The organism is Micromonospora sp. SCSIO 07396, assembly GCF_053667945.1.
The window spans coordinates 5,905,664-5,920,852 of the sequence record NZ_CM132210.1 but is presented as its reverse complement, the minus strand read 5'-3'; the positions used below and the strand labels follow the sequence as shown (position 1 = coordinate 5,920,852).

Genomic DNA, 15,189 nt, shown 5'->3' with positions numbered 1-15,189 from the left:
GGTGCGGCGACGTGGGCTGGGTCATGACGGACTCCTCGGTGGGTTGGGTGGGGGTCAGGCCGCGAGCTGCGCGGCCTTGCGCCGCTCGATCTCGATCTCGATCTCGGCGAGCACCTGCGACAGGTCGTCGGCGACGCGACGCCCCTCAGGGCTGTCGGGGTCGAGCGGAGCGACCTGGGGGACTCGGGGACCGGATGGAGGCGGCGGCGTGTGCGGTCCGCCCGGCGGGTGCGTCACGACGCCACCTCCGGCACCCGCTCGAACAGGGCTTCGACCGTGGTGCCCATGTCACTGGCCATACGCATCGCCAGCGGCAGGCCGGGCAGGTGTCGCCCAGAACGGATGTCGAACATGTGCTGGCGGCCGATGCCGTGAAGTCGGGCCTGAGCCACAACCTTCCGGACGTTCCGCTGGGCTGCGAGCGCGTCGTACACCTCAAGGCGGAGACGAATTTTCGCGTCGCTTCGAGAGGTCAAAGCGTCGTCATTCTGCGTCGCTTGCATGTCAGCACCGTAGACCGTCGCGATAGTGCGACGCAAGGATTGGGCGCAAGAAGGTGACGTTCTCGCCCGTCCGGCGGAGGTCTAGTCATCCGGACGATGCCTGCCGTATCGTCGCGTTGACGCGACATATGGAGGAGTGGACGTCATGCCGCAATGGGAAGTAGTCGCCGGAGTGCGACGGGTCAGGAGACGCTCTGGCCTGCTGCTGAGCGCCGCAAAAAAGCGACGCCCGTCAACCAACCAGGACCCGTTCGCCACCGCCTACCGTGGGCACATGAGCGACGGTCAGGAGATCCGGGAGAGCTGGGCGGAGTACCTACGCCGGATGACGGACCGCCCCGGCTGGAGCGTCGCAAAGCTGGCACGTGAGTCGAACATCCATCGGGGCACGATCTTCAAGTGGATGTCCGGCAAGGGCGGGGCCAACATGGCCAGCGTCCAGGCCATCGCCACCGCGCTCGGCGACGAGGTGGGCACTGCCCTGCGCGCGGCCAGCAACTCCGGTGCCATGGAAGACGAGTTCGACGAAGACCTCCGGATCATCGTCCGGCGGCTGAAGTCACCCGACGCCAGCGAGGCCGAACGAGCAACCATCAGGGCCACCCTGAAGTACCTGGCTGACCTGGCGGACCGCACCGAGCGCGACGAGGGTCGCGCCGCAAGCTGATGGCCCGTCGTCCCCTCGCCGCAGTACCCGACCGACCCACCCGCGTCGTTCTCTACGTCCGGGTGTCGGCGCTGATGGGCCGCGGCGGCGAGGACTTCCACAGCCCCGACGTCCAGACCTCCGCGATGCGTCGCGCCACCACCGGCATGAGGGAGATCGGCGTGGTGAGCGACATCGACGTCACCGGACGCCACTTCGTCCGCGACGGCATCGACCGCATCCGTGACATGGCCCGCGCCGGGCAGATCGACGCCATCGCCGTGTACGACGTCAGCCGCTTCGGTCGCGACGTCCTGGAGAGCCTCCTCGTCCTACGCGAGCTGTCCGAGTCCGGCGTCACCATCATCTCGGCCTGCGAGCACATCGACACCAGCACGCCCGCCGGCGAGATGATGCTCATCAACCTCCTCAACCTCGCCCAGTACCGGGCGCGCGAGATCGGGCGTGCCTGGTCGGCGACCATCGCCCGCCGCGCCGAGCAGGGACGCCACCACGGCCGGCCACCCACCGGGTACCGGCGTGGACCGGACGGGCGCCTGGAACCGGACCCGCTGCTCGCGCCGGTGATCACCGCGACCTTCCGCGACTACGCCGCCGGGACCAACCCTCGGGAGTTGCGCCGCCGTATCCAAGCGGCCACCGGAACGCACATCGCGGCAACCAGCCTCAAGCTGCTCCTCGCGAACCGCACCTACCTGGGGGTCGTGCACAGCCGAGGGCAGGCGGGCGTCGTGGAGACGCCGGGCGCCCACCCGCCGCTCACGGACGAGGAGACCTTCGCCCGCGTCCAGGCGCGAATCGAGGCAGACCGGCGGGTGCACCCCCGCCTCCAGGAAGCCCGCTACAGCATGTCGGGCATCGGCCGATGCGGAGTCTGCGGCGGGCACACGAACATCCGGCCCCGGGCCAGGCGGAAGGACGGGCCCGGCATCTACTGCCGAGGGCAGTTCGAGATGGTCAGCGCCTGCCGAGGTTGCGGCCAGCCGAACCTGGCGACGGTGGAGAGCGCCGTGCTGGAGCAGGTTCGGCAGCGAATCGAACGGCTGCGCGGGGACGTGACGGCACGACGGGCGCACCTGGCTCGGGCGACACGGGCCGGCATCGATGCAGAGGTCACCCAGCGGGAGATTGAGGCGACGCGGCGGGCGATGGCCAGGGCGACGCAGCGGTGGGCGCGCGAGCAGCTGGACGACCGCACCTACGAGGACACGATGGCCGAGCTGCGTGCCGCCGAGGCACAGCTCACGCAGAACCTGGCCGAGTCCAGGTCTGTCGTCGAGACGGCGGCACCTGAGCTGGTGGTGTCCGTCGGGGAGAAGCTGCTCGCCCTGTGGCCGGAGATGAGCGGCGCGGAACGGAATCGGGCGCTGCGGCAGGTGCTCGTCACCGTGACGCTGCAACCCGCGACGCGGTACCGCCAGCCGGTGGGGGAGCGGATCGAAGTGCAGTGGCGCTGACGGGAGTCTCGGTCACGTTCGGCGCATAGCACCGACGTGCTCGTGAACGGGCTGCGGGTCTGGGTCGACCGGGGCACCGGGCTGCACCAGGTGGCGGTGCCGCTCGGCACGGTCGACGACGTACGCCGGCTCGCCCAACGGCTCACCGCCGCCGCCGGTCGTCGGCTCGACGACGGCTCACCCTGCGCGGATGCCCGACTGCCCGACGGCACCCGGTTGCACGCCGTGCTGCCTCCGGTGGCGACCGACGGGCCCTACCTGTCGCTGCGCACCTTCCGGCACCGGCCGTTCACCCTCGACGAGCTGGTCCAGCAGGGCACCGTGCCGCAGTCGGTCGCCCCGGTGCTCGCCGCGGTGGTGGCCGCCCGTCTGGCCTACCTGGTCACCGGCGGCACCGGCTCGGGCAAGACGACCCTGCTCAACACGATGCTCGGCCTGGTGCCGACGACGGAACGCATCGTGCTGGTCGAGGACGCCGCCGAACTGCACCCGGTGCACCCGCACGTGGTCGGTCTCCAGGCCCGGACGGCCAACGTGGAGGGCGCGGGCGTGATCGGGCTGAGCGAACTGGTCCGGCAGGCGCTGCGGATGCGTCCCGACCGGCTGGTCGTCGGCGAGTGCCGGGGCGCCGAGGTGGTCGATCTGCTGGCCGCGCTCAACACCGGCCACGACGGAGGGGCGGGAACCCTGCACGCCAACACCCCGGCCGACGTGCCGGCTCGGCTGGAGGCGCTCGGGCTGCTCGGCGGCCTGCCCCGGGCGGCGCTGCACGCGCAGGTCACCGCCGCGCTCCAGGTGTTGGTCCAGGTACGTCGGAGCCCCGACGGCCGACTGGTGGAGTCGATCTGCCTGCTGCTGGCCGACGGCCCCGACCGGCTGGTGACGGTGGTGCCCGCCTGGGTACGTGGGCAGGGCGTCGGACCGGCCGGGCCCGGTCTCGCGATCCTGCTCCGCGACCGGGGAGTGCCGGTGCCGCCTCTGTTGCGGGCACCCCGACCCGGCGCGACGGGGCGGGCATGACGTCGCCGTTGTGGCTGGTCGCGGTCCTGCTGACCGGCGCGGCCCTGGCGGTCGCCTGGCCGGTACGCAGCAGTCGACGCCGACGCCGCAGCGTGCTCCCCGCACCGCCACGTCCCGGACCGGAACCCGGCGACCCCCACCGGTCGACGCCCGGTCGCCGGCTGGCGCGTCGGCTGGTGTCCGGCCCGCCGAGGCGGGTCCTGCTGTTGGCCGGTCTCGTCGGTGCCGGTACGGGTGGCCTCGCCGCCGGACCGGTTGCCGCACTCCTCCTGGCCGGCTACGGGATGCTCGGGGCGCGTGCCGTGCACCGGCGGCGGCTCGCCGGGCAGGTCGGCCGGGAACGTCGTCGCCACCTGGACCGGCTCGGGGCGCTCGCCGCCGACCTGCGGGCCGGTCTGCCCGTCCCCGCTGACGCCGCGCCGAACCAGGAACCCGGCGCAGCGCGACCGGGCGACGACCCGGCCGGAGTGGACCGGCTCGCCCGGCTGACCCGGTCGGCGGTCCGGCTCGCCGACCGGACCGGAGCGCCCCTGGCCGAACTCCTGGAACGCGTCGAGGCCGACGCGCGGGCGTTCGACCGGGGACTGGCCGGTGCCGCTGCCCAGGCGGCCGGGGCCAATGCCACCGCGCTGCTGCTTGCCGCGCTCCCGCTCGGCGGCATCGCCCTCGGCTACGGCATCGGCGTCGATCCGCTGGCGGTGCTGCTGCACACCCCGATCGGTGCCGGGTGTGCCCTCGCCGCGATGGGCCTTCAGGCCGGCGGGTTGCTCTGGGCCGAGCGGCTGGGCGTCGTGCCTGGCGGAGGTGGGTGATGTCCCCGGCGCAGTTGTCGGCCGGCTGCCTGGTCCTGGCCGCGCTGCTGGTCGCGGTGCGCGGCAACCGGGCCGGCCGGCGGTGGAACGTCCTGACCGGCCGGCGCGCGGGCCGGAGCCGACCGGGCTGGTGGCCGGACCGGACACGACTCGGGGCCGTCCTGGCGGGTGTGGCGGTCCTGCTGCTGGTGGGCGGTTGGCCCGGGGCGCTGGGCGGGGCGTTGACCGCCCCGGTGACGGACCGGTTACTGCGCCGGATCACCCCGCCTGCGGTACGGGAACGCCGGTTGCGGGAGGCCGCCGACCTGCCGCTCGCCGCTGACCTGCTGGCGGCGGCGATGCGGGCCGGCGCACCGGTGGACCGGTCGGTGCTCGCGGTGGCCGACGCGGTGGACGGCCCACTGGCCGCCCGACTCGCCCGGATCGGGCGGACGCTGCTGCTCGGCGGCGAGCCGTCGGAGGCGTGGGCCCACCTGGCACCGGTGCCCGGGGCGGACCGGGTGGTAGCCGCGGCACTGCGTTCGTCGCGCAGCGGGGCGGCGTTGGCCGGTGCCCTCGGCCGTGTCGCCGACGACCTGCGGGCCGACCGCTCCACGGCTGCGGAGGCGTCCGCCCGGCGGGCCGGCGTACTGATCGTGTTGCCGCTGGGCCTGTGTTTCCTACCGGCCTTCATTCTCGCCGGCCTGGTGCCGGTGATCGTCGCCGTCCTCGGCGACGTGCTGTGACCCAACATCGAGAAAGGGAACGAGCGATGCGCAAACTCCTCACCCGGCTGCGCGGGGACGCGGGGATGAACACCGCCGAGTACGCCGTGGGCACCCTCGCCGCAGTCGCCTTCGCCGGCATCCTGCTCAAGGTGCTCACCTCGGGCAACGTGCAGTCCGCGCTGACGGCCGTCATCGATCGGGCGTTGAAGTGAGACCGCGCCGGCCGGCCGGTCGGGATCGGGGCTCGTTCACCGCCGAACTGGCGACCGGCCTGCCGGCGCTGCTCCTGCTCCTGTTCGCCGGAATCACCGCCGTCGACGCGGTCACCACGAAGGCGGCCTGCCTGGACGCGGCCCGGGAGGCGGCGCTCGCTGCCTCCCGGGGCGAGGACGGGACCAGTGCGGGCACCCGGATCGCACCGGAGGCGGCGGTCGTGTCGATCGTGGTGGACGAGGGCCGGGTCATCGCGACGGTCCGCGCGCCCGTCCGAGCGCTCGGTGCCCGGCTGCCCCGACTCACCGTCGAGGCCGGCACGGTCGCCGCCGTCGAACCGGGCGCACCACAGCCGGGCACGCCGCAACCCGCACCGCAGCCAAGCGCACCGGAACTGGCCACACCGCAACCGGAGGCACCACAGCCAGACATGCGGCAACCTGGCGTACCGGAACCGGACGCACCAACCGTGGACGCACCAATGCCGGAGGCGTCCGCTGCGCGTGGACCCGGTGCGGACACGCCGGAAGGCCACTCGTGAGCTGCGGATGCCGACCCGAGCGCGCCACTCGCCGCGCCGGGGTGACGGGCCCCGGGAGGAAGGGGCGCGGTGACGTCGCCGAGCGGGGTGGGGCCACCGTGCTGTTGCTCGCCGTCGGTCTGGTCTTCGTGCTGGTCGGGCTGTTCGGGGCGGCGATCGGCGCGGCCCGGCTGGCGCGACACCAGGCCCGGGTCGCTGCCGACTTCGGTGCCCTGGCGGGGGCCGGTGCGGCGCGGCAGGGTGCCGGCGTGGCCTGTGCGACCGCCGACGGGTTCGTCCGTGCCAATGCCGCCCGGCTGGTCACCTGCCGCGCTGACGGGCTCGACGTGGTGGTGACGGTCGAGGTGGCGGTCACTCCGCTGCCGGGGCTGCGGCGGCACGCCACCGCCACCGCCCGCGCCGGCCCGGTCCGGGTCCGAGGCTGACCGATCCGGGGCCGACCGATCCGGGGCCGACCGATCCGGGGCTGACCGGTTCGGGGCTGACCGGTTCGGAGGTGACCGGTTCGGGGATGGCCGGTCCGGCGGTGACCGGTCCGGGGTCGACCCGCCGGAGCGCCGGCCCCGGACGGGACCGCCTGGAACAGGCAGGCCCGCCCTGGATCAAGGCCGGCCCATCCCGGAACAGGGCGGGCCGGCCCATCCCGGAACAGGGCGGGCCGGCCCACCCCGGAACAGGGCGGGCCGGCCCACCCCGGAACAGGGCGGGCCGGCCCGACCCCGAACCGGGTGGCTCAGCGGCCCTGGAGCGCGTCCAGGCCGATGGCCATGGCGATCACCAGTCGCCTGTCGATCTGCGGATGCGGCACCTCGACGACGTAGCGGTCCCGCAGGCCCCACTTCTTGATCACCGAGAACACCGGCTGACCACCGGCGGTGAAGTCGAAGTGGTACGGCAGCCAGGACAACGAGTCGACGAACCGGCGCAGCAGTGCCACCGGCATGCTGCGCTCCTGGCCGGTGACCGCCGGCAGGCCGGCCTGCTCGACGTGCCAGGTCGAGCGGAGCAGCGACTGGGCGAAGTCCTTGCGGAACAGCCCGATCGGTGTGCCGGCGTGGTCGGTCACGTCGTATGTGGCACCGAGGTCGAGCCGCTGCCGGGCCTTGAACCCGAGCAGCGGGTGCTGCTTGGAGTCGTCGGTGTAGATGGTGACCTGCTCCTTGAAGGCGAGTCGCTTCTGCTGCGCGAACGCCAGCAACTCGCCCTCGGTGCCGTCCGCCGCCACGGCCCGGACCTCGTACTGGTTGACCATCATCCGGATCCGCTGCCGGACGTGGAACTGGTGCTGTGCCTGCAAACTGTCCAACTGCATGAGAACTCCTCCGAAGGGTGCGCCGGAGTCTCGCACAACCCTCCGACCAGCGCCCGTCAGCGCCCGGCGGCCACCCCTGTCGATGCCCGCCGGCGGCCGGCGGCCAACTCGGTCAGCGCCCGCCGGCGGCCGGCGGCCAACTCGGTCAGCGCCCGCCGTCGGCCGGCGGCCGCCCCCCGTCGACGCCCGCCGTCGCCGGTCGGTCGCCGCCGTCAGCGTCCGTCGGCGGTCGCCTTGAGCGCCCAGGTGTTGAGCACCTGGTGGATGCCCCGCAGCCGCTCGTTGATCTGGTCCAGACGTTCCGCCTGGGCCAGGCTGGCCAGGGCGGCACCCAGCGCGATCAGCTGGTCGGGGGTGAGATTGTCCTGGTCGATCGTGTAGAGCAGGTCGACGGTCTCGGCGATGGTGTCGGCCACGGCTTCTCCTCCGGGTCGGCATGAACGGCGGGGTCGGCGCTGGCAGGGCACTTCCGATTATCGATGGAAGCGCTCCCATGCATCAATGCCCAGATGTCGTTCCGCTCAAGCGCGATCCCGGGAGTCAATGGCGACCACCCACGACACGACCGCCGGCCGGGTCCCCGTCACCGGTCGGCCGGGCCCGGCTGGGCGGGCGCGGCGGCGATGGCGGACAGGTTGGCCAGGACCACGTCGAGGACCCGGACCGCGCCCGACTTGGACAGCGGGTTGTTGCCGTTGCCGCACTTCGGGGACTGGACGCAGGACGGGCAGCCCGACTCGCAGCCGCACTCGACGACGGCGTCCCGGGTGGCACCCAGCCAGGCCGCCGCCGTCCGGTAGGCCCGCTCGGCGAAGCCGGCCCCGCCGGGGTGGCCGTCGTAGACGAACACGGTGGGTGCCTCGGTGTCCGGGTGCAGGGCGGTGGAGAGCCCGCCGATGTCCCACCTGTCGCAGGTGGCCATCAGCGGCAGCAACCCGATCGCGGCGTGCTCGGCGGCGTGCAGCGCCCCCGGCACGTCCGCCGGCTCGACCCCGGCCGCCGCCAGCGACTGCGGGGAGAGCGTGAACCAGACCGCGACGGTGCGCAGTTCCCGGGCCGGCAGGTCCAGCGGGCGGGTGTCGATCACCTCGCCGGAGGCGATCCGGCGACGCTGGTAGGAGACCACCTGACTGGTGACGTCCACCTCGCCGAGGAAGAGCCCGACCGGGCCGGCGTCCCGGTACGAGCGGACCGACACCACGGAGAGCGAGGTGACGTCCCGGGCGTGGGTGGACCAGTCCGGCTCCTCGGCGTGCACCAGCGCGCACCCGTCGTCGAGGTCCAGCGCGTCGACCACGTACGAGACGCCCTGGTGCAGGTAGACCGCCCCCGGGTGGACGAGGAAGTGCGCCGAGCCGCCGTCGACGGTGCCGAGCAGGCGTCCGGTGGACTCCTCCACCACGCAGACCGGCGCCCCGCCCTGGCCACGCAGATCGATCTCGGGGCGTTCCCGGTGCCGCCAGTACCACCCGGTGGGCCGCTGCCGCAGGTCACCGGCCTGCACCAGCTCGTCGACGGCCTCCTTCGCCCCGTCACCGAACAGCTCCAGGTCGGCCGGGGTGAGCGGGGACTCGGCGGCGGCGCAGGCGAGCTGCGGGGTGAGCACGTACGGGTTGGCCGGGTCGAGCACCGTCGCCTCGACCGGGCGGCCGAACAGCGCCTCCGGATGGTGCACCAGGTAGGTGTCGAGCGGGTCGTCCCGGGCCACCAGCACGGCGAGCGCCTCGTCGCCGGAGCGCCCGGCCCGGCCGGCCTGCTGCCACAGCGACGCCCGGGTGCCCGGCCAGCCGCAGATCAGCACCGCGTCCAGCCCGACCAGGTCGACGCCGAGTTCCAGCGCGTTGGTCGAGGCCAGCCCGAGCAGGTCGCCGTGGAGCAGGGCCCGTTCCAGTTTCCGGCGTTCCTCCTTCAGGTAACCGGCCCGGTAGGCGGCCACCCGTTCGCCGAGGCCGGGCACCGCCTCGTCCAGCGCCCGGCGGGCGTTCGCGGCGACCACCTCCGCGCCGCGCCGGGACCGGACGAAGGCGAGCGTGCGTACCCCCTCGGCGACGGTGTCGGCGAGCAGGTCGGCGGTCTCCCGCAGCGCCGACCGGCGGACCTGGATCAGGTCGTCGGCGACGGCCCCGACGTCGGCGGGCGGCGGCAGCAGCGGCGGTTCCCAGAGCGCGAAGGTGACCCCGCCGCGCGGCGAGGTGTCCTCGGTGACGGCGGTGACGGGCAGGCCGGTGAGCCGCCCGGCGGTCGCCGCCGGGTCACCCGACGTCGCCGACGCGAGCAGGAACACGGGGGTACGGCCGAACTGCGCGCACCGGCGGCGCAGCCGGCGCAGTACGTGCGCCACGTGCGAGCCGAACACGCCCCGGTAGGTGTGGCACTCGTCGACGACCACGTACGTCAGCCGGCGCAGGAACCCCGACCAGTGGGTGTGGCCGGGCAGCAGGCCGTGGTGCAGCATGTCCGGGTTGGTCAGCACGAACCGGGAGTGCCGGCGGATCCACTCCCGTTCGGCGCGCGGGGTGTCCCCGTCATAGGTGGCGGGGCGTACCCCGTCGAGGTCGAGGCCGGCGACGGCGCGCAGCTGGTCGGCGGCGAGGGCCTTGGTGGGGGCCAGGTAGAGCACCGTGGCCCGGGGGTCGGCCAGCAACGCGGCCAGGGTCGGGAGCTGGTACGCCAGGGACTTGCCGGACGCGGTGCCGGTGGCCACGACGACGTGCTGCCCGGCGTACGCCAGCTCGGCGGCCTGGGCCTGGTGCCGCCAGGGGGCGGTGACGCCGCGTCGGGCGAACGCCGCCCGGAGCTCCTCGGGGGCCCACTGCGGCCAGGGGGCCTGCTGCCCGGCGCGGGCCGGTACCCGCTCGACGTGGGTGACCGGGTCGACCGGATGGCGGGTCCGTAGCCGGTGCAGCAGCTCGGCCGGGCCCCGCCCGGTGCCGGGGCCTGCGGTCGCGGTGGCTGCGGGGTTCACGTCCTGCACTCTCGCACTGGTGTTCGGTGCTGAACAACCGGGCCGGTGGGTATGGAGGAGCCGCCGCCGGTGACCCCGCCGGGCCGTCCGGCGGGGATGGTTAGATGCCCAGGAGAGTTTACGGCTCTCGGAGGAGGACTGATGGAGCTGTCGCTGGCGACCCGCACCGTGGGGGAGCACACGGTGCTCGAGGTCGGCGGTGAGGTGGACGTCTACACCGCACCCCGACTGCGCGAACGGCTCCTGGAGTTGATCGACGGCGGGGCCCGGCGGGTGGTCGTCGACCTGGGGCGGGTGGACTTCCTCGACTCCACCGGCCTGGGGGTGCTGGTCGGCGCCCTGAAGCGGCTGCGGTCGGCCGGGGGTTCGTTCGCCCTGGTCTGTGACAAGGAGCCGCTGCTGAAGATCTTCCGGATCACCGCCCTGGACCAGGTCTTCCCCCTGCACCCGACGGTGGACGCGGCGATCGCCGCCGACCCCACCGGCTCCGGCGCGTGATGGCGACGGTCCGGCTCTCCTTCTCGCCGGCGCCGGTGCACGTGCGTACCGCCCGCCTGGTCGGTGTGGCGGTGGCCCGTCGGGCCGGGGTCCGGGAGGATCTGCTCGACGAGGTACGGCTGGCCATCGGTGAGGCGTGCACCCGGGCGGTCGCCCTGCACCACCAGTACGGGCTGGCGGACCCGGTGCTGGTGGAGATGTCCGACTCCGGAGCGTATTCGGTGCGGGTGGTGGACCGGGCGCCGATCGAGGCGGGGTTGGGCCTGGCCGCGTTGAACGCCGACGAGTTGGCCAACGAGGCGTTGACCGACGAGGCGCTGACCACGGGCGTGGGCTTCGCGCTGCTCGCCGGTTTCGTGGAGGACCTCCAGGTGCGGCCGGTGGCCGAGGGGATCGGGACCGAGGTCCGGATGGTGTGGCCGGTCGGTCGCTGATCGTCACTGTACGTATGTTAGGCCGTGACCCTTGGTGGGTCGCGGCCTCGCGGCGTCGATGGCCTCCTATATCAGATTTTTTCTCATAACACAGTTACAGAGATCATCCGGACACGGCGTCCCCCAGGTGTGACCTCCAACACTGGCCGGGGCTACAGTCTGTGGGTTGTCAGTACGTGATCGTTCCCGCAGCCAGCGGATATGGATGTTGATCATCTTCCGTGGCGGCGGGTCGGAGCACGTGCGCCACCGCATCCAGGCGTCGGTCATACGTCCACTGGCCGGCGCGACAGTGTTCGGTACAGGAGGACATAGATGTCCGGGACCTTGGCCGCCGAAGGCGGCGCGCTGTCCCTCACCGGAGAGAACGTGACGTACGTCGTCATCGCCGCGGTCATCGCGCTGGTGGCACTCGTCTTCGCCGCCGCCTTGACCAAGGCCGTGCTGGCAGCCGGTAAGGGCACCACCAACATGCAGGAGATCTCCGGCGCGGTGCAGGAGGGCGCCTCCGCCTATCTGCTCCGGCAGTTCAGGACGTTGGCGATCTTCGTGGTCGTCGCCGTCGTACTGCTCTTCCTGCTACCGGTGCACGACACCGACGGCAGCGAACTGGCGGTCAAGATCGGCCGGTCCGCGTTCTTCGTGGTCGGCGCCCTGTTCAGCGCGTTCATCGGCGGGGCCGGGATGTGGCTGGCCACCCGGGCCAACCTGCGGGTCGCCGCCGCGGCCCGGGAGGCGGCCGGTGGCCGGGAAGCCGCCATGAAGATCGCCTTCCGCACCGGCGGCGTGGTCGGCTTCCTCACCGTCGGCCTCGGCCTGTTCGGCGCGGCGCTCGTGGTCATGCTGTTCAAGGGCGACGCGCCGACCGTGCTGGAGGGCTTCGGCTTCGGTGCCGCCCTGCTCGCCATGTTCATGCGGGTCGGCGGCGGCATCTTCACCAAGGCCGCCGACGTCGGGGCCGACCTCGTCGGCAAGGTCGAGCAGGGTATCCCCGAGGACGACCCGCGCAACGCCGCCACCATCGCCGACAACGTGGGCGACAACGTCGGCGACTGCGCCGGCATGGCCGCCGACCTCTTCGAGTCGTACGCGGTGACGCTGGTCGCCGCGCTGATCCTCGGCCGCGCCGCGTTCGGCGAGGACGGGCTGGTCTTCCCGCTGATCATCTCCACCATCGGGGTGCTGATCGCCATCGTCGGCGTCTTCATCACCCGGCTGCGCCCCTCCGACCGCAACGGCCTGACCGCCATCAACCGGGCCTTCTACCTCTCCGCCGTCATCTCCGCGGTGCTGGTCGCGGTCGCCGCCTTCCTCTACCTGCCGGCCAGCTTCGGCGAGCTGGAGGGCGGGCTCACCGACGTCGACCAGAACCCCCGCGTGGTCGCCATCGGCGCGGTCGTCATCGGCATCGTGCTGGCCGCCGCCATCCAGGCGCTGACCGGCTACTTCACCGAGACCAACAGGCGTCCGGTGCAGGACATCGGCAAGAGTTCGCAGACCGGCCCGGCCACCGTCATCCTCGCCGGCATCAGCGTCGGCCTGGAGTCGGCGGTCTACTCGGCCCTGCTGATCGGTGCCGGGGTCTTCGGCGCGTTCCTGCTCGGCGGCAGCTCCATCACCCTGTCGCTGTTCGCGGTCGCGCTGGCCGGCACCGGCCTGCTCACCACCGTCGGCGTGATCGTCGCGATGGACACCTTCGGCCCGATCTCCGACAACGCACAGGGCGTGGCCGAGATGTCCGGCGACATCGACGAGAACGGCGCGCGGATCCTCACCGAACTCGACGCGGTCGGCAACACCACCAAGGCGATCACCAAGGGCATCGCGATCGCCACCGCCGTCCTCGCGGCCACCGCGCTGTTCGGCTCGTACACCGACACGCTGAGCACCGCGTACTCCGACGCGGGCGTCGGGGACGTCGCCAGCGAGATCCTCAACGCGCTCAACGTCGCCAACCCGCGCAACCTGGTCGGTCTGATCATCGGCGCGGCGGTGGTCTTCCTCTTCTCCGGGCTGGCCATCAACGCGGTGTCCCGCTCGGCCGGCGCGGTGGTGATGGAGGTCCGCCGGCAGTTCCGTGAGCTGCCCGGCATCATGGACCGCACCCAGCGCCCCGAGTACGGCAAGGTCGTCGACATCTGCACCCGGGACGCGCAGCGCGAGCTGATGACCCCCGGCCTGCTGGCCATCCTCGCCCCGATCGCGGTCGGCTTCGGCCTCGGCCCCGGCGCGCTGGCCTCCTACCTGGCCGGGGCGATCGGGGCGGGCACCCTGATGGCGGTCTTCCTGTCCAACTCCGGTGGCGCGTGGGACAACGCCAAGAAGCTCGTCGAGGACGGCTCCTACGGCGGCAAGGGTTCCGAGTCGCACTCGGCGACGGTCATCGGCGACACCGTCGGCGACCCGTTCAAGGACACCGCCGGCCCGGCGATCAACCCGCTGATCAAGGTGATGAACCTGGTCTCGCTGCTGATCGCGCCGGCCGTGGTGGCCTGGAGCGTCGGCGACGACCGGAACACCCCGCTGCGCCTGACGGTCGCGGTGGTCGCCACCCTGATCGTGGTCGCGGCGGTGGTGTTCAGCAAGCGCAAGGGCGTCGCCATGGACTCCACCCCGGACGGTGGCGGCACCGGCACGGGCAACGACCCGAAGCGGGTCGAAGCCGCCAACGCCTGAGTCACGACGCGGCGGGTCCCCGGTCCTGCGGGGGCCCGCTGCGCCGTGAAACCTGACCGCTGGCGCAATCGCCCGGAGGCCGTACGCTGCAACGCATGCGTACGTGTCGGGCGGGTGACGCCGGGAAGCTCACGGTGGTCCTCGTCGCGGTCGTACTCGTCGTGGCCGGGTGTGGTGGCGGGCCCAGCCCCCGGGCCTGGGCGGCGTCGGTCTGCGAGGCGCTCACCCCCTGGCGGGCCGAGATCAGCAAGCTCACCAGCAGCACCCACCAGCAGATGACCGCGCAGACCACCCCGGCGCAGGCGAAGGAGAACCTGGTGCGGCTCTTCGGCGGCGCCGAGCAGGCGAGCGAGACGGCCCGCCGCCGGATCGCCGACGCCGGCATCCCGGAGACCGACCACGGCGACGAGGTGTCGAAGGGGTTCCGCACCTCCCTGGCGAAGATCAGGGACGCCTACGGCCGCGCCGGGGACACCATCGACGCCCTGGACACCACCCGGGCCGCCGCCTTCTACGACGGCGTCCAGGCCGCGGTCGACACGCTCAACCAGGAGTACGACGCGAGCGCGCTGGACACCGGGCGACTCAACTCGACAGAGCTCAAACAGGCCTTCGACGAGGTTCCGGAGTGTCGCTGAGGCGTGCCGACCCGCCCGGGGAACCGGGGCGTCAGCTCTCGCTGTTCGGCACCGAGGCGGCCGATCCGTCCGTCGCCGACCTGGCCGGGCTGCTCGCCGGCCCGGGGGAGGTGCACCGGATGGGTCGTACCGCCCGGTTGTCCGTCGGGGTGGACGCGGCCTGGCGGGTGCACGTGCTCGTCGACGAGTTGGCCCGGCGGGGGCTCGCGGCGGGCTGGGAGTCGACCGGGGAGCAGCGCTATGTCGTGCGCACCCCGTACCTGACCACGTTGGCGCCGTTGGCGACGGCCTGGCTGCCCGGTGGGGTCAAGCGACCACCGCCCCGGTTCCACCTGCACGGGCGGCGGCTGCGGCTGTGGCTGGCCGCCGCCGGGGCGGCCGACGACGCCGGGCTGCTGCTGCGCCTCGACCGGCGGGACGAGCCGTGGTGGCCGGTGGTGCGGGCGGCGCTCGCGGTGGTGGGTCTGCCGGCGGCGCTGGTGGAGGTGGAGGCGGGTGGTCCGGCGTACCGGATCGGTGGGCGACGGCTGGCCCGGCTGGCCGAGCTGGTCGGCGACCGCCCGCCGGCCGCCCCCGCCGACCTCTGGCCGTGACCCCCCTGCCCGGGCCTCTGGCCGTGACCGTCCCGCCCGGGCCCGCCGCTGCCCACCGCGACCCGTGGGCCGGGTGGTGATCGACTCGACGGGGCCGCATTGCGGTATCGGAGCGACCGGATGCGGAGTCGATCAGTCGAGACGGGGCGGGGT

Annotated in this window: 16 protein-coding genes and 2 pseudogenes; 13 read left to right on the top strand and 5 right to left on the bottom strand. The window is 73.2% G+C overall.

The features are described from left to right. Positions 1-54: 54 nt before the first annotated feature. Positions 55-237 (bottom strand): hypothetical protein, encoded by a 183-nt coding sequence (locus ACWCHM_RS25605; protein WP_454220141.1) that lies wholly within the window; start codon positions 235-237, stop codon positions 55-57. Continuing rightward, entirely contained in the window at positions 234-503 is a 270-nt protein-coding gene (locus ACWCHM_RS25600; RefSeq protein WP_454220140.1) for a hypothetical protein, read from the bottom strand. The genes ACWCHM_RS25605 and ACWCHM_RS25600 overlap by 4 nt, the downstream gene beginning before the upstream one ends. 274 nt (positions 504-777) lie before the next feature. Here ACWCHM_RS25600 and ACWCHM_RS25595 point away from each other — a divergent pair, with 274 nt between their 5' ends. The 8 genes and pseudogenes from ACWCHM_RS25595 (at position 778) to ACWCHM_RS25560 (ending at position 6,345) form a co-directional block, all read left to right on the top strand. Further along, positions 778-1,170: a helix-turn-helix domain-containing protein gene (locus tag ACWCHM_RS25595; RefSeq protein ID WP_454220139.1), complete on the top strand. Its 393-nt coding sequence runs from the start codon at positions 778-780 to the stop codon at positions 1,168-1,170. Continuing rightward, entirely contained in the window at positions 1,170-2,627 is a 1,458-nt protein-coding gene (locus ACWCHM_RS25590) for a recombinase family protein (protein WP_454220138.1), read from the top strand. The genes ACWCHM_RS25595 and ACWCHM_RS25590 overlap by 1 nt, the downstream gene beginning before the upstream one ends. A 30-nt stretch (positions 2,628-2,657) precedes the next feature. Continuing rightward, positions 2,658-3,647 (top strand): annotated as a pseudogene (locus tag ACWCHM_RS25585) (TadA family conjugal transfer-associated ATPase); the annotation flags it as partial. Continuing rightward, positions 3,644-4,459, top strand: a complete 816-nt coding sequence (locus ACWCHM_RS25580) for a hypothetical protein (RefSeq protein WP_204958705.1) — start codon at positions 3,644-3,646, stop codon at positions 4,457-4,459. The pseudogene ACWCHM_RS25585 and the gene ACWCHM_RS25580, both read left to right, overlap by 4 nt. After that, the gene (locus tag ACWCHM_RS25575) at positions 4,459-5,184 is read left to right on the top strand and encodes a type II secretion system F family protein (RefSeq protein WP_454220137.1); all 726 of its coding nucleotides are present in this window, start codon (positions 4,459-4,461) and stop codon (positions 5,182-5,184) included. The genes ACWCHM_RS25580 and ACWCHM_RS25575 overlap by 1 nt, the downstream gene beginning before the upstream one ends. Before the next feature lie 26 nt (positions 5,185-5,210). Beyond that, a complete protein-coding gene (locus ACWCHM_RS25570; protein ID WP_013283643.1) occupies positions 5,211-5,378 on the top strand; it encodes a DUF4244 domain-containing protein in 168 nt (55 codons plus the stop codon). Beyond that, a pseudogene (locus tag ACWCHM_RS25565) lies at positions 5,375-5,719 on the top strand (TadE family type IV pilus minor pilin); the annotation flags it as partial. The gene ACWCHM_RS25570 and the pseudogene ACWCHM_RS25565, both read left to right, overlap by 4 nt. 242 nt (positions 5,720-5,961) lie before the next feature. Beyond that, on the top strand, positions 5,962-6,345 hold the full coding sequence (locus ACWCHM_RS25560) for an Rv3654c family TadE-like protein (RefSeq protein ID WP_454220136.1): 384 nt from the start codon (positions 5,962-5,964) through the stop codon (positions 6,343-6,345). A gap of 308 nt (positions 6,346-6,653) precedes the next feature. Here the strand turns inward: ACWCHM_RS25560 and ACWCHM_RS25555 are convergent, their stop codons facing one another. The 3 genes from ACWCHM_RS25555 to ACWCHM_RS25545 all read right to left on the bottom strand — a co-directional run bounded on the left by ACWCHM_RS25555 (position 6,654) and on the right by ACWCHM_RS25545 (position 10,206). Next, complete coding sequence (locus ACWCHM_RS25555; RefSeq protein WP_204958708.1) at positions 6,654-7,232, bottom strand: LURP-one-related/scramblase family protein; 579 nt, start codon at positions 7,230-7,232, stop codon at positions 6,654-6,656. Positions 7,233-7,444: 212 nt separating this feature from the next. Next, complete coding sequence (locus ACWCHM_RS25550) at positions 7,445-7,648, bottom strand: hypothetical protein (RefSeq protein WP_088643464.1); 204 nt, start codon at positions 7,646-7,648, stop codon at positions 7,445-7,447. A 167-nt stretch (positions 7,649-7,815) separates the two neighbouring features. Continuing rightward, the gene (locus ACWCHM_RS25545; RefSeq protein ID WP_281901098.1) at positions 7,816-10,206 is read right to left on the bottom strand and encodes a DEAD/DEAH box helicase; all 2,391 of its coding nucleotides are present in this window, start codon (positions 10,204-10,206) and stop codon (positions 7,816-7,818) included. Positions 10,207-10,338: 132 nt separating this feature from the next. Here ACWCHM_RS25545 and ACWCHM_RS25540 point away from each other — a divergent pair, with 132 nt between their 5' ends. From ACWCHM_RS25540 to ACWCHM_RS25520, 5 genes are all read left to right on the top strand, one after another. Continuing rightward, positions 10,339-10,695, top strand: coding sequence for an STAS domain-containing protein (locus ACWCHM_RS25540; protein ID WP_145917498.1), 357 nt, complete (start codon positions 10,339-10,341; stop codon positions 10,693-10,695). Then, positions 10,695-11,129, top strand: a complete 435-nt coding sequence (locus ACWCHM_RS25535; protein ID WP_204925977.1) for an ATP-binding protein — start codon at positions 10,695-10,697, stop codon at positions 11,127-11,129. Before ACWCHM_RS25540 ends, ACWCHM_RS25535 begins: the two co-directional genes overlap by 1 nt. A 315-nt stretch (positions 11,130-11,444) precedes the next feature. Beyond that, a complete protein-coding gene (locus ACWCHM_RS25530) occupies positions 11,445-13,805 on the top strand; it encodes a sodium-translocating pyrophosphatase (RefSeq protein ID WP_204958710.1) in 2,361 nt (786 codons plus the stop codon). 95 nt (positions 13,806-13,900) lie between these two features. Next, positions 13,901-14,443 carry a hypothetical protein gene (locus tag ACWCHM_RS25525; protein WP_204958711.1) on the top strand — a complete coding sequence of 181 codons (543 nt, stop codon included), beginning with the start codon at positions 13,901-13,903 and terminating at the stop codon, positions 14,441-14,443. After that, complete coding sequence (locus ACWCHM_RS25520; protein ID WP_372445975.1) at positions 14,434-15,036, top strand: hypothetical protein; 603 nt, start codon at positions 14,434-14,436, stop codon at positions 15,034-15,036. The genes ACWCHM_RS25525 and ACWCHM_RS25520 overlap by 10 nt, the downstream gene beginning before the upstream one ends. The last annotated feature ends 153 nt before the right edge of the window (positions 15,037-15,189 follow it).